The sequence below is a fragment of the Pseudomonas sp. Marseille-P9899 genome (genome assembly GCF_903166565.1).
GTDB lineage: Bacteria > Pseudomonadota > Gammaproteobacteria > Pseudomonadales > Pseudomonadaceae > Aquipseudomonas > Aquipseudomonas huaxiensis.
The window spans coordinates 97,109-109,866 of the sequence record NZ_CAESCG010000011.1 but is presented as its reverse complement, the minus strand read 5'-3'; the positions used below and the strand labels follow the sequence as shown (position 1 = coordinate 109,866).

The window sequence follows — 12,758 nt, the reverse complement described above, 5'->3', positions numbered from 1 at the left end:
AATCAAAATACAGAAAAATCGAGGCTTTGATACGCCTGCGGATCAATGCCGGCAAAACTCAGCAGTGCCGGCAGGTGCAAGGCGAAGCCCTGGAAACTGTGATCGCCGCCGGCTTCGATACGCAAGGCACAGGCCCGGTAGAAGCGTTCGGCGTGGCGGTAATCGAGGGTTTCGTCACCGGTCTGCAACCAGACCTGGTAACGCGCCGGGTCGACAGGCGGCGCCACTTCCAGCTCGGCCAGGGCCTGCACGTGGTCGTGGGTCAGCTCCCAGGTTTCACCGGTGTAGTGGTTGGTCTGGGTGCCCAAGTAGCCGTCGAACAACCGATGCGGATTGACCGCCGGGTTGATCAGCAGTGCTTTCAGCCCGTGGCGCTCGGCCAGATGGGTGGCATAGTAGCCGCCGAGGGAACTGCCGACCAGCAAGGGCTGGCCCAGTTCGGCAATGTGAGCTTCGAGTTGCGCAATGGCCTGGCGCGGATGGTGATGCAGAGCCGGAACGCGCAACTGCCCGGCAAGACCCAGTTGGTCGATGACGGCCTGCAACTGGCTGGCCTTCATGGAACTCGGCGCGCTGTTCAAACCGTGGATGTAAAGGATCGAGCCCGACATTCCGCCCCCAGTCTCAGGTGAATCGCCCGGATTGACCGGGCAGAAAAACGCGCAGTTTAGCCTGTTAACCGGGAAATGAATCAGCTTTAGAGTTTGCCTGATGCGTCAGTAACCGTTGCCGTAGTCCACGGTGTAGGCGAAATCCTTCAGCCGCGAGACGCCCGTCTCGATCCGTCCGTCGTCGTGCAACGCCAGCCAGCGGTAACCGGGGGCGCGCTCGTCGACCTTGAAGTCGTCGCTGCCGGGCTCGAACTGCACGCAGGTCGACGGCGACGCCAGCAGCCGCAGACCGTCCACTTGCTGGTCCCACTCCTGGTGGATATGCCCCCAGAGCAGCGCGCGGGCCTGTGGATAAGGTTTCAGCACCTGAAACAGCGCCTCGGGGTTGCGCAGGCCGATCGGCGCCATCCACGCGCAACCGATGGACACCGGCTGATGATGGAAGCAGATCAGGCAATGCCGTCCATCGGCACTTTCCAGGGCCTGTTTCAGCAGGCTCAACTGGCTGTCGTCGAGGAAACCCGGCACGGAGCCGGGAATCGCCGAGTTGAGCATCAACACCCGCCAATTGCCGATATCGGTCACCGGATCGAGCACGTCGGTCCCGGCCGCGACGCGCTCCATCGGTAGCGGCTCGTCGTGATTGCCCGCCAGCCAGCGGGCCGGCGCATCGATGACGGCGGTCATACGGCGGAATTGCTCGTAGGACGCTTCGGTTCCATCCTGAGAAAGATCGCCCGTCGCCAGCACCAGGTCCACCCGTTCCTGCTCGACCAGAACCCGCTCGATCACCCGTTGCAGGCTCTCGTGGGTATTCATGCCCAACAGCGAGCCATCGGCATCGGCAAACAGATGACTGTCGGAAAGCTGCACCAACAGAATCGGCGCTGCCTCGGGGTTCGTGCTCGGCAAGACGTAGTCCTCGGAAGAAAGGCCAGATTATGCGGCCAGCCAATTGGCCGGGCCAAGCCCCGGAATGCGGGGCCGATCACACATGTTCCGTTGATCTCAACATTTCATGGGTCTGCAACCCGGCAGTGTTCGCCTCGCCGACCAGCGGTCTGCTGCGAATCTCGTGCCGGGCGGTGTCCAGCACCCCGTCCTTCACATAGCGCAGGCCATCCCTTTCCACGCACACCTCGCCCTCAAGCAATGCCAGCACTTCATCCCCCGCCTGCAGCACATTGGTGATTTTTCCCGGGAACACATGAATGATCCCCGCCTGCTCGAACACCACCGAACTGCGAAATTCCGAACGCGTCTTGAGCTTTGCCAGCACTACGCCTTTCCAGCCGGTGTAGCGGAAACGCGGCAGGAACCCCGACCAGAAACGGCACATCTGTTGCTCGCTGAGCGGGCGCACCCGCGACTCGACGAAAGCGTCATCCAGCGACGCCAGCAGCGCCTCGGCCTGCGCGGGCGTGGCATACGAGCCCAGGATCGTGTAGCAGCCATGCGTCAGCACGTAGTTGCAGGGCTGTTGAGCATGACTGTCTATTTGCGGCATCAGGCACGGAAACCAGCCGTCCATGACAATGAACGAGATCGGCTTCAGCCCGGGCCGGCTGTCTTCGTACTGCAAGCCAAGGCAGACCTGATAGACCACTTCGAGCCCCGTCTCGGGCGCCGCCGCCTCGATTTGCGGAACCAGTGACTGATACCCGGTGGCGTTGATCACCCGATCGACCTGCACCACCTCGCCACCTTCCAGCAGCAACCTGAACGGTCCGGCCGACTCGGCTGCTTCCAGGACCTGGCTGTTGCAGCGGACCTCGATGCCCGCCGCAGCCAGCCGCGCACGAAAGTAGTCGCGCAGACGCCCGCCGAGCACGGCGCTTGGCTCGTCCAGGTCGTAGGCTGCTTCGAGGTTGGTGTAGCCCCACGCCGAAGGATCAATCTGACGGCATTCCGGCGATTCGTGACAGACCTCGGCGAATACCTCGTTCGACACTTTCGAGGGGCGCCCGATCGCATCCAGCGTGCCATGGGCATACACCGCGTACTCATGCCCCACTACCAATTCCGGGTAGTGGGCGCAGAAGCGCTCCAGCGTCGCCGCGCAGACTTCACGCGTCGAGCGCGAGCGCGGGTAATGCGGCCCTTTATGCAAGCGAATGCCGAAGCTTCCGGACACCCCGTTGAAAATGTCCGGCTCACGCTCGATCAGCAGGACCTGATGCCCCCGCCCGGCCAACTCCAGCGCAACGTGACAACCACTCCAGCCCGCTCCAATCACTGCGATTTGCATGCCTCTCTCCTGCGTTCGATCACAAAGGCGTGATGAAACGCAGGCGAGGCATACGTCAGGATTAAGAGTTTGGCGCTAAACGGCTGTATAGAGATTTCGTACGCAATTCAGCGAACGATCGCCAGCTCATGGCCACACGCGAGGCAGTGAGTCAGCCATTCGCCCAGAAACAGGTTGAGCTGGGCCTTCTCGTCCGGCTGGTGCATCGATTCGTTGGGATAGGGATAGACGCTGCGAAAACGCCGGGCGTGCTCGGCGCTGATGACTTCGGCCATGCGCGCGTCGTGGTAGACCTGCACTTCCAGTTGCGGCACCGGCAGCCACGGCAGGCTGTGTTCCTGGCGCACCCGCAAAGTGGTGGTGTAAGGGCAGGTCAGCACCACTTCCAGCGTCAGGACGCCAAGCATCTGGTCGCCCTGGGTCATACCGATGCGACGCGAGCTGGTTGCGTTGCGCATGTCTGGCAGCAGGCGCATCAGACGGGCGTAATTGGCCTCGCAGGCAGCCTGCAAGCCAACCAGATCGACCCGATAACGCTCGCGTGCAAGGTTCACGACCACAGCCCCCTGACTTCATCACGGTTCAAGGCCAGCCACTGCAAGGCGATAATCGTCGCCGCATTGGCAATCTGCCCATCGCGCACGGCCTGCAAGGCATCCTCGAATGCCCAGACCCGCACGCGAATGTCTTCGCCCTCTTCTTCCAGGCCATGCAGCCCGCCAGCCCCCTCGCTGCTGCAACGCCCCAGATACAGGTGAACAAACTCGTCGCTGCCGCCAGGTGACGGGAAGTAGCGGGTCATCGGCCACAGTGCGCTGAACTCGAGCCCAGCTTCCTCCTGCGCTTCACGGTGCGCAACTTCTTCCGGCTGCTCGTCCTTGTCGATCAGACCGGCGACCAGCTCCACCAGCCAAGGGTTTTCAACCTTGCCCAGAGCGCCGGCCCGAAACTGCTCGATCAGCACCACTTCGTCGCGTTGCGGGTCGTAGGGCAAGACGCACACAGCGTCGTGACGGACGAACAGCTCGCGGCTGATCTCGCGTCCCATACCGCCGGCGAACAGTTCATGCCGCAGGTGCACCCGGTCCAGCCGGTAGAATCCCTTGAAACAGTTCTCGCGCCGGACGATCTCAACGGCGGTCGGAACGGTGTTCGTTTTGTCTGTCATGAAAATCCCCAATACCTCACGTGCTACTTCGCGCCATCCTACCCCGCGTACCCTCGGCTTTCACCCTCTTTAAAGTCAACCCGGAGGCTGCGAGGATAGGCACCGCCGGTCTATTCAAGCTTAGTGGCGAACCGAAGGCAGTGCCTACGGTCCAAGCCCGATCACCGTTGTTCTACAAGGATCATCATGACACTTGTCAAACTGACCACCGTGGCTGTCCTGGCCCTTACCCTGGGAGCGTGCCAGAGCTTTTTCCAGCCCAACATGCGCAAGCCGCTGGAGGTCAAGCGCGACGCCTGGGAGCACATCAAGCCCGGTTGCAGCGCCAGCGATTGCCCACTGGTGAACATCGACACCCTGCATTTCCCGGGTGAGCCGCAGCTCGATCCGATCATCGAACGCGGCCTGCTGCAACTGACCCGCGACGGCGACGGCGCTGCCGTGCCGAGTTCGCTCAAAGCCTACGAAGATGCCTTCCTGCGCTCGGCCGAAAGCCGCCACAGCACTTACCTGCAAGCCAAGGTACGTGAGCAGCATGACGGACTGGTGATCATCGAACTGTCCAGTTATCTGGACACTGGCGGCGCCCACGGCGCGCCGGGCCGCGCGTTCATCAACTGGTCGCGCCAGCAGGAAAAGGTCCTGACCCTGCAGGACATGCTGGTGCCGGGTCAGGAAGCGACGTTCTGGAAGACCGCCGAGGAAGCGCACCGTGGCTGGCTGATCAGCAGCAAACTCGACCAGGATGCCGAGTTCGTGAAGACCTGGCCGTTCCGCAAGACGCCGCACATCGCCCTCACCTACGGTGCCGTGGTGCTCAAGTACGACGTGTACGCCATCGCGCCTTACGTGATGGGTCACGTCGAACTGAAGATCCCCTACCCGCGCCTGAACGGGGTGATCAAGCCAGAGCTGTTTCCCGGCCGCGGTTGAAACCCAGCACGCCGTAAAGCAGCCCCGCCAGCATTAGCGCCGGCAGGGTTGCACCGACGTCCGGCGCGTAGTTGGCCAGCGCATGGTAGGTCACAACCCCGCCAGCCCACGCCACCAACGCGCCGCCGTGCAGCGACTTGACGTGCATCGGCAGGCGCCGGCGACGCAGGACGAAGTGGTCCATCAGCACCACACCGAACAGCGGCGCGAACACCGAGCCGATCAACAGCAGGAAGTTCTGGTATTGCGCCAACGGCGCGAAGCAGGCGATCAAGGTGCACAGCACGCCGATGGCCAGGGCCAGGTGTTCCACTTTCAGGCGCAACAGCAGGCCGCTGGATACCGCCGCCGAGTGAATGTCGGCGAAGGCGTTTTCCGATTCATCCAGCAGAATCAGCAGCAGCGGAATACCCAGCCCGGCACCCGCCAGGGCCAGCAACAGGGCATTGACCTCGCCGCTCGGGGCAAAGGCCAGGGTGTAGGCCACGCCCAGGCTCATCAGCCAGAAGTTACCGATGAAAAAGCCCAGCGCGGTGCCGCCGAAGACGCGGGTGGCGCGCATGCCGAAGCGCGAATAGTCGGCGATCAGCGGCAGCCACGACAGCGGCATGGCAATGGCGATATCGAAGCCCACCGCCAGCGACATCGAACCGTCACCGGCACGCGCCCAGAGGTCCGCCAGATCAGCCTTGGCGAACAGGTTCCAGGTCAGCCAGAGGCAGGCCCCCAGCAGCAGCCAGATGCCCCACTTGCGCAGCACCCGACGCACGAAGGTCAGCGGACCGCTCACCGCCAGCAAGGTGGCCAGACCGCCGAAGAACAAGGTCCAAAGTAGCGGACTGTTCCACAGGCTGTTCTCGCCGAACGACTGGGCGCCGAGCAGGCTGGCGGCGTCGCGCATGACAATGATCTCGAACGAGCCCCAGCCGATCAGTTGCAGCAGGTTCAGCACCGCCGGCAATGCCGCGCCATGCCGCCCCAGACTCAGGCGCAGGGCGGCCATGGCCGACAGGCCGGTGTCGCTGCCGATCACCCCGACGGCAGCCAGCAACAGCACCCCGACCAGCGTTCCCAAGCCGATCGCCAGAATCGACCCGGCCAGCCCCAGGCCCGGCGCCAGCAAGGCGCCGGTCTGCAGCACCATCAGGCCGATGCCGAGGGAGAACCACAGGGAGAACAGGTCACGAGCGCCAAACGTGCGCTGGTGGGTGGGGACGGGGGAGTCGGGGGAATAGTTGCTGGGTGTGGGCACGACAGTGGTCTCGGCAGGATTTTTGTTGAATTCGGAAACCTGGGGCCGCTTAGCGGTCCCAAAACAACCGACGCGATGCACCAGAAGCACACCGCGCCGGATACCTCAGACTTTCTTGTACAACTGACTGCCTTCCTGGCGGAACCGCTCGGCCTGCTCGCGCATGCCGTCTTCGACTGCCACATCCACCGCTTCGATGCGCTGGTTGGCGGCGTATTCACGCACTTCCTGGGTGATTTTCATCGAGCAGAACTTCGGTCCGCACATCGAGCAGAAATGCGCCACCTTGGCCGAGTCCTTCGGCAGGGTCTCGTCGTGGAACGAGCGCGCGGTGTCCGGGTCCAGGCCGAGGTTGAACTGGTCTTCCCAACGGAACTCGAAGCGCGCCTTGCTCAGGGCGTTGTCGCGGATCTGCGCGCCCGGATGACCTTTCGCCAAGTCCGCGGCGTGGGCGGCGATCTTGTAGGTGATGATCCCGGTCTTCACGTCATCCTTGTTCGGCAGGCCCAGGTGTTCCTTGGGCGTGACGTAGCAAAGCATGGCGCAACCGAACCAGCCGATCATCGCCGCACCGATGCCCGAGGTGATGTGGTCGTAGCCCGGCGCGATGTCGGTGGTCAGCGGGCCGAGGGTGTAGAACGGCGCCTCGTCGCAGCACTCGAGCTGCTTGTCCATGTTCTCTTTGATCAACTGCATCGGCACGTGGCCAGGGCCTTCGATCATGCACTGGACGTCGTGTTTCCAGGCGATCTTGGTCAGCTCGCCGAGGGTTTCCAGCTCACCGAACTGCGCTTCATCGTTGGCGTCGGCAATTGAGCCCGGACGCAGGCCATCGCCCAGCGAGAAGCTGACGTCGTAGGCCTTCATGATTTCGCAGATTTCGTCGAAGTGGGTGTAGAGGAAGTTCTCTTTGTGGTGCGCCAGACACCACTTGGCCATGATCGAGCCGCCACGGCTGACGATACCGGTCACCCGCTTGGCGGTCAGCGGCACATAGCGCAGCAGCACACCGGCGTGGATGGTGAAGTAGTCGACGCCCTGCTCGGCCTGTTCGATCAGGGTGTCGCGGAACAGCTCCCAGGTCAGGTCTTCGGCCACGCCGTTGACCTTTTCCAGCGCCTGGTAGATCGGCACGGTACCGATCGGCACCGGCGAGTTGCGGATGATCCACTCGCGGGTTTCATGGATGTGCTTGCCGGTGGACAAGTCCATCACGGTGTCCGAGCCCCAGCGGATGCCCCAGGTCAACTTGGCCACTTCTTCTTCGATGGACGAACCGAGGGCACTGTTGCCGATGTTGCCGTTGATCTTCACCAGGAAGTTGCGGCCGATGATCATCGGCTCCAGCTCCACGTGGTTGATGTTGGCCGGGATGATCGCGCGACCACGGGCGATTTCTTCGCGGACGAACTCGGCGGTGATTTCTTTCGGGATGCTGGCGCCGAAGCTGTGGCCGGCGTGCTGCTGCTTGAGCAGACCGGCGGCGCGGGCTTCCTGCAGCTTCATGTTTTCGCGCAGGGCGACGTATTCCATCTCCGCAGTGATGATGCCTTTGCGCGCGTAGTGCATCTGGCTGACGTTGGCCCCGGCCTTGGCGCGGCGCGGGTTGCGTACGTGGGCGAAGCGCAGCTTGGTCAGCTCGACATCGTTCAGGCGCTGCTGGCCGAAGTTGGAAGACAGGCCTTCAAGGCGCTCGGTGTCGGCGCGGTCGTCGATCCAGGCCGAGCGCACGTCGCCCAGGCCTTTGCGCACATCGATGATCACGCTCGGGTCGGTGTACGGGCCGGAGGTGTCATAAACCAGCACCGGGGCGTTGGCTTCGCCGCCAAAATCGGTGGGGGTGTCATCCAGGCTGATTTCGCGCATCGGCACGCGGATGTCCGGGCGCGAGCCCTCGACATAGATTTTGCGCGAACGGGTAAACGGTTGTACGGACTGCTGATCGACCTGCGCGGACTCGCTCAGGTTGGCGGGATATTTTTCTTGTTTGGTCATCACAGGCTCTCCAGACGGGTTGGATGTCGGAGTGAACCTGATGAAGGCACGGACGCACCGGAGGCGGTGCTGTGCTGAATACGGGGGTGTCTGTTGCCATGGAGGCTGACTCGACATTTCCCGGACCCGGCACAAGAGGGCTCGCGGGAAAGCGAGCAATCTTGTTCCCTACGCAGGCGCTAACCTGATCAGGTTCAACGGGATCCGGAATTATCCGATCTCAGCCTCAACGCAAGGCACCCCGACAAGAACCCGGCCAGTCTAGACTGGAGTCGCGGCAAACGCCAACCCCCTAAGCACAGGCACGATAAATGGCGCAAATGTCAGATTGTTGCAAAGTGTCCACGGAACTACACTCGCTGGTCTGAATTACCCTCTTCGTTCAAGGACCGCCCTATGCTGCGCAAACTTTCACTGGCGCTCGCCGTGTCTTTTGCTTCCAACGGAATGGCCTGGGCAGCAGACGCACCCCTGTCGGCCAGGACCGACCTGGTCAGTGTCTACCAGGAAGCCGTGAACAATAACGCCGACCTCGCTGCCGCCCGTGCCGACTACGGTGCCCGCCGTGAAGTCGTGCCCCAGGCCCGCGCCGGGCTGCTGCCGAACCTGTCTGCCGGCGCCGAGATGATGAACAGCCGCACGCACATCGACCAACCGTCGGTGACCGCCAACCGCAGCGGCAACTCCTGGCAGGCGACCCTCTCGCAGCCGATCTTCCGCGCCGACCGCTGGTTCCAGTTGCAAGCCGCCGAAGCCGTCAACGAGCAGGCCGCGCTGGAGCTGTCTGCCACCGAGCAGAACCTGATCCTGCAAAGCGCCGAGAACTACTTCGCGGTGCTGCGCGCCCAGGACAACCTGGCCTCGACCAAGGCCGAGGAAGCGGCATTCAAGCGCCAGCTCGACCAGTCGAACGAGCGCTTCGACGTCGGTCTCTCGGACAAGACCGACGTGCTGCAATCCCAGGCCAGTTATGACACCGCGCGGGCCAACCGGCTGATTGCCGAGCGCCGCGTGCAGGACGCCTTCGAGGCGCTGGTGACCCTGACCAACCGCGAATACAACGCGCTACAGGGCGTCGTTCACACCCTGCCGGTGCAAGTGCCGGTGCCAAACGACGCCAAGGCCTGGGTCGACACCGCCACCCAGCAGAACCTCAATCTGCAAGCCACCAACCATGCCGTCAGCGCCGCCGAAGAAACCCTGCGCCAGCGCAAGGCCGGCCACGCGCCGACCGTCGACGCGGTGGCCCGTTACCAGAAGGGTGACAACGACAGCCTCGGCTTCACCAACCCGAACGCGAGCCTGGGCGGCCAGTCGTACCGTGGCGATGTCGAGCAGACCACCATCGGCCTGCAACTGAATATCCCGCTGTACAGCGGCGGCCTGACCAGCTCGCAAGTGCGCGAGGCGTACCAGCGCCTGAGCCAGACCGAGCAGCAGCGCGAAAGCCTGCGCCGCCAGGTGGTGGAAAACACCCGCAATCTGCACCGCGCGGTCAACACCGACGTTGAGCAGGTGCAAGCGCGCAAGCAGTCGATCATCTCCAACCAGAGCGCGCTGGAAGCCACGGAAATCGGTTATCAGGTCGGTACGCGCAATATCGTCGACGTGCTCGACGCGCAGCGCCAGCTCTACACCTCGGTGCGCGACTACAACAACACCCGCTACGACTACATCCTCGACAACCTGCGGCTGCGGCAGGCGGCGGGGACGTTGAGCCCGCAGGATCTGCAAGACCTGGGACGCTGGCTGAAGCCGGACTACAACCCGGACAAGGACTTCCTGCCACCGGATCTGGCGGCAGCGGCCAAGGCCAATTTCGAGGCTCGGCCGTAAGGCACTCATCGCTGCGGTTCGGGGCACCGAACCGCAGCGATCAGGTTGCATCGATTTATCTGATCAACGCCCCCAGCCCATCCAGCAAGCGCTGCAGCGCCCCCTGATTGGCCCGCATCACCGCCACGCCCGCCTCACCCATCTTCCGCGCATCCTGCGGCAACTCCACCAGCCGCCGCACCGCCGCCGCCAGCCCCTCGGCATCGTCCACGTCCTGCAAGGCACCCGCCTCGCGCAGCATCGCGCTGATCTCAAGGAAGTTGAACACGTGCGGTCCCATGATCACCGGCAACGCCAGCGCCGCCGGCTCCAGCGGGTTATGCCCGCCAGTCGGGACCAGACTGCCGCCGACGAAAGCGATATCCGCCAGGGCATAGAGAAACAGCAACTCGCCCATGGTGTCGCCCAGCAACACGCGGGTCTGACCATCCACTGACGCGCCGGAAGAGCGGCGCACCGTCGCGAATTGCTCGCTGCACAACCCATAGACCGCGTCGAAACGCTCCGGATGCCGCGGCACCAGGATCAGCAGCGCATCGGCATGCACTTCCAGCAGTTGCCGGTGGGCCTCGAGAATCAGCGCGTCCTCACCGTCGTGGGTGCTGGCGGCGATCCATACCGGCCGCTGACCAGCGCCCCACTGCTCGCGCAGCGCTTGTGCGCGAGGCAGCAGTTGCTCATCGATCTTCAGGTCGAACTTGATCGAGCCGGTCACCTGTACGCATTCAGGTCGCGCGCCCAACTGGCGGAAGCGCTCGGCCTCGGCTTCGGTCTGCACCGCGAACAGGCTCATTTCCGCCAGCATCGGCCGGGTCAGCCCGGCGAAGCGCGCGTAGCCACGGGCCGAACGCTCGGACAGGCGGGCGTTGGCCAACGCCACCGGAATCCCGCGTTTTGCGCACTGATGAATAGGATTGGGCCACAGCTCGGTTTCCATGATCACTGCCAGCCGCGGCTTGGCCCGGTCGAGGAAACGCGCTGCCGCCCAGGGCAGGTCATACGGCAGGTAGCAGTGCTGGATGCGCGGCTCGCCGGCGAACATGGCCTTGATCCGCTCCGAGCCGGTCGGAGTCATGCAGGTCACGGTGATCGGCAACTGTGGATAACGCTCCAGCAGCGCACGGATCATCGGCGCCGCCGCGATGCTCTCACCGACTGAGACCGCATGCACCCAGATGCCGCCCGGCTGCAAAGGCGGCAAGCCGAAGGCGAAGCGCTCCGCGATGCGCTGGCGATACGCCGGCGCCTTGCGCCCGCGCAGGAACAGGCGCAGCGCGACGAGCGGCAGGCCCAGGTGGAAAAGCAAGGTATAGAGGGTTCTGTTCATGGCGCGGAAGTTTACAAGGAGTGTTGATGGTTTTGGGGCTGCCGTGCAGCCCTTCGCGAGTGAACTTAGCCCATCGCTCGCAGATGCTCCGCAAACCGCTCCGCCAGCCACTGCGCCGCCGGCCCCAATGGCTCATCCCGGCGCCACGCCAGTTCCACCACCAACGCTGGCGGATGCCATTCGCAGTCCAGCTCGATCATGTGCTGCTGATACATCGGGTACTGCGCCACATGCCGCGGCAGCCAGGCCCAGCCCAGTCCGCGCATCAACAGTTCAGCCATGACGTAGAAACTGTCCGCCCGCCACACCTGCGGGCTGGCCGGTTCGCCGCCGGCGTAACCGCTGTCTCGCGGGTTGACCAGCAGTTGCCGGTGGCGCGACAGATGCTCACACGTGACCCGCTCCAGCTTCGTCAGCGGATGCCCGACCGTGCATACCGTGACCATCTCGATACTGCCCAGCGCCCGACGCTCCAGCGCATCGGGCACACGCTGGTGATGGAACATCAGGCCGAGGTCAGCACGCCGCTCGACCAGTTGGCGGGCGACATCGCCTTGAGCGCTGCTGGCCAACTGAACTTCCAGCAAGGGGAAGCGCTGCGACAACTCATCCAGGCTTTCGACCACCGGCGAATACGGCATCGCCTCGTCATGCGCCAGGCGCAAACACGGCTCCTGCCCGCGCAATAGAGCCGACGCCCTGCCCTCCAGACGTTCGCACTGACGCAACAGCTCGCGAGCATCCTCGAGCAGCGCCGCGCCGGCTTCGGTCAATTGCGGCTGGCGGCCGCTGCTACGCTCGAACAGGGTCAGTCCCAGGTCATCCTCCAGCAGCGCGATGGCGGTGCTGACCGCCGATTGCGCCCGCCGCTCAGTCCGGGCCACCGCCGAAAACGAACGCTGCTCCGCCACTTCGACGAACAGACGCACCTGCTCCAGATTCCACTGCGGATGAATCATGCAACCTATCTCCAAACCCGATAGGAAATGACTTTACCGCATCTGGCCAATCCCTAGAATGCTCGACCAGAACCCAGGAGCAACCACCATGAATGCCTACGCCTACCTCGCTATCGCCATCTGCGCCGAAGTCATTGCCACCGCCTCGATGAAAGCGGTCAAGGGCCTCAGCACCCCGCTGCCACTGGCGCTGATGATCGGTGGCTACGCGGTGGCGTTCTGGATGCTGACCCTGGTGGTGCGCAGCATTCCGGTGGGCATCGCCTACGCGATCTGGTCGGGCCTGGGCATCGTGCTGATCAGCATCGCTGCGCTGGTGATCTACGGCCAGAAGCTCGACATGCCGGCCATCTTCGGCATGGCGATGATCGTCGGCGGCGTGGTGGTGATCCAGCTGTTCTCGAAAACCACCGGACATTGACACCAGAA

General features: G+C 63.6%; 12 protein-coding genes and 1 riboswitch. Of the genes, 3 read left to right on the top strand and 9 right to left on the bottom strand.

The genetic code is table 11. The features are described 5' to 3' along the window. Positions 1 to 2: 2 nt before the first annotated feature. The 5 genes from HWV67_RS30565 to HWV67_RS30545 all read right to left on the bottom strand — a co-directional run bounded on the left by HWV67_RS30565 (position 3) and on the right by HWV67_RS30545 (position 4,027). Entirely contained in the window at positions 3 to 611 is a 609-nt protein-coding gene (locus HWV67_RS30565; protein WP_175653929.1) for a YqiA/YcfP family alpha/beta fold hydrolase, read from the bottom strand. Between the two features lie 105 nt (positions 612 to 716). Further along, positions 717 to 1,523 (bottom strand): 3',5'-cyclic-AMP phosphodiesterase, encoded by an 807-nt coding sequence (gene cpdA, locus HWV67_RS30560; RefSeq protein ID WP_095155925.1) that lies wholly within the window; start codon positions 1,521 to 1,523, stop codon positions 717 to 719. A 76-nt stretch (positions 1,524 to 1,599) separates the two neighbouring features. Further along, complete coding sequence (locus tag HWV67_RS30555; protein ID WP_175653928.1) at positions 1,600 to 2,859, bottom strand: FAD-dependent oxidoreductase; 1,260 nt, start codon at positions 2,857 to 2,859, stop codon at positions 1,600 to 1,602. A 107-nt stretch (positions 2,860 to 2,966) separates the two neighbouring features. Further along, positions 2,967 to 3,419, bottom strand: a complete 453-nt coding sequence (locus HWV67_RS30550; protein ID WP_175653927.1) for a DUF1249 domain-containing protein — start codon at positions 3,417 to 3,419, stop codon at positions 2,967 to 2,969. Continuing rightward, the gene (locus tag HWV67_RS30545; RefSeq protein WP_175653926.1) at positions 3,410 to 4,027 is read right to left on the bottom strand and encodes an NUDIX domain-containing protein; all 618 of its coding nucleotides are present in this window, start codon (positions 4,025 to 4,027) and stop codon (positions 3,410 to 3,412) included. Before HWV67_RS30545 ends, HWV67_RS30550 begins: the two co-directional genes overlap by 10 nt. 186 nt (positions 4,028 to 4,213) lie before the next feature. Here HWV67_RS30545 and HWV67_RS30540 point away from each other — a divergent pair, with 186 nt between their 5' ends. Then, complete coding sequence (locus HWV67_RS30540) at positions 4,214 to 4,960, top strand: RsiV family protein (protein WP_175653925.1); 747 nt, start codon at positions 4,214 to 4,216, stop codon at positions 4,958 to 4,960. On the opposite strand, the gene cytX is transcribed toward HWV67_RS30540, so the two are convergent. Together cytX and thiC are read right to left on the bottom strand one after the other, a co-directional pair. Further along, positions 4,929 to 6,212 (bottom strand): putative hydroxymethylpyrimidine transporter CytX, encoded by a 1,284-nt coding sequence (cytX, locus tag HWV67_RS30535; RefSeq protein ID WP_175653924.1) that lies wholly within the window; start codon positions 6,210 to 6,212, stop codon positions 4,929 to 4,931. The two genes, HWV67_RS30540 and cytX, sit on opposite strands and share 32 nt — an antisense overlap. Positions 6,213 to 6,317: 105 nt before the next feature. Next, the gene (gene thiC, locus HWV67_RS30530) at positions 6,318 to 8,207 is read right to left on the bottom strand and encodes a phosphomethylpyrimidine synthase ThiC (RefSeq protein ID WP_175653923.1); all 1,890 of its coding nucleotides are present in this window, start codon (positions 8,205 to 8,207) and stop codon (positions 6,318 to 6,320) included. 148 nt (positions 8,208 to 8,355) lie between these two features. Continuing rightward, positions 8,356 to 8,461: riboswitch (TPP riboswitch) on the bottom strand. 142 nt (positions 8,462 to 8,603) lie between these two features. Between thiC and HWV67_RS30525 the strand changes: the two genes are divergently transcribed. Then, entirely contained in the window at positions 8,604 to 10,043 is a 1,440-nt protein-coding gene (locus HWV67_RS30525; protein WP_175653922.1) for a TolC family outer membrane protein, read from the top strand. Positions 10,044 to 10,098: 55 nt separating this feature from the next. On the opposite strand, the gene waaA is transcribed toward HWV67_RS30525, so the two are convergent. Together waaA and HWV67_RS30515 are read right to left on the bottom strand one after the other, a co-directional pair. Then, on the bottom strand, positions 10,099 to 11,370 hold the full coding sequence (gene waaA, locus HWV67_RS30520) for a lipid IV(A) 3-deoxy-D-manno-octulosonic acid transferase (RefSeq protein WP_175653921.1): 1,272 nt from the start codon (positions 11,368 to 11,370) through the stop codon (positions 10,099 to 10,101). Between the two features lie 65 nt (positions 11,371 to 11,435). Next, positions 11,436 to 12,326 carry a LysR family transcriptional regulator gene (locus HWV67_RS30515; protein ID WP_175653985.1) on the bottom strand — a complete coding sequence of 297 codons (891 nt, stop codon included), beginning with the start codon at positions 12,324 to 12,326 and terminating at the stop codon, positions 11,436 to 11,438. Positions 12,327 to 12,417: 91 nt separating this feature from the next. Between HWV67_RS30515 and HWV67_RS30510 the strand changes: the two genes are divergently transcribed. Further along, positions 12,418 to 12,750, top strand: a complete 333-nt coding sequence (locus tag HWV67_RS30510) for a DMT family transporter (RefSeq protein ID WP_175653920.1) — start codon at positions 12,418 to 12,420, stop codon at positions 12,748 to 12,750. Positions 12,751 to 12,758 lie beyond the last annotated feature (8 nt).

What these genes read in the sequence shown, in the direction of transcription:
- HWV67_RS30565 (WP_175653929.1), bottom strand. Translation starts at nt 611, where the DNA reads ATGTCGGGCTCGATCCTTTACATCCACGGTTTGAACAGCGCGCCGAGT.
- HWV67_RS30555 (WP_175653928.1), bottom strand. Translation starts at nt 2,859, where the DNA reads ATGCAAATCGCAGTGATTGGAGCGGGCTGGAGTGGTTGTCACGTTGCG.
- HWV67_RS30545 (WP_175653926.1), bottom strand. Translation starts at nt 4,027, where the DNA reads ATGACAGACAAAACGAACACCGTTCCGACCGCCGTTGAGATCGTCCGG.
- HWV67_RS30540 (WP_175653925.1), top strand. Translation starts at nt 4,214, where the DNA reads ATGACACTTGTCAAACTGACCACCGTGGCTGTCCTGGCCCTTACCCTG.
- thiC (WP_175653923.1), bottom strand. Translation starts at nt 8,207, where the DNA reads ATGACCAAACAAGAAAAATATCCCGCCAACCTGAGCGAGTCCGCGCAG.
- HWV67_RS30525 (WP_175653922.1), top strand. Translation starts at nt 8,604, where the DNA reads ATGCTGCGCAAACTTTCACTGGCGCTCGCCGTGTCTTTTGCTTCCAAC.
- waaA (WP_175653921.1), bottom strand. Translation starts at nt 11,370, where the DNA reads ATGAACAGAACCCTCTATACCTTGCTTTTCCACCTGGGCCTGCCGCTC.
- HWV67_RS30510 (WP_175653920.1), top strand. Translation starts at nt 12,418, where the DNA reads ATGAATGCCTACGCCTACCTCGCTATCGCCATCTGCGCCGAAGTCATT.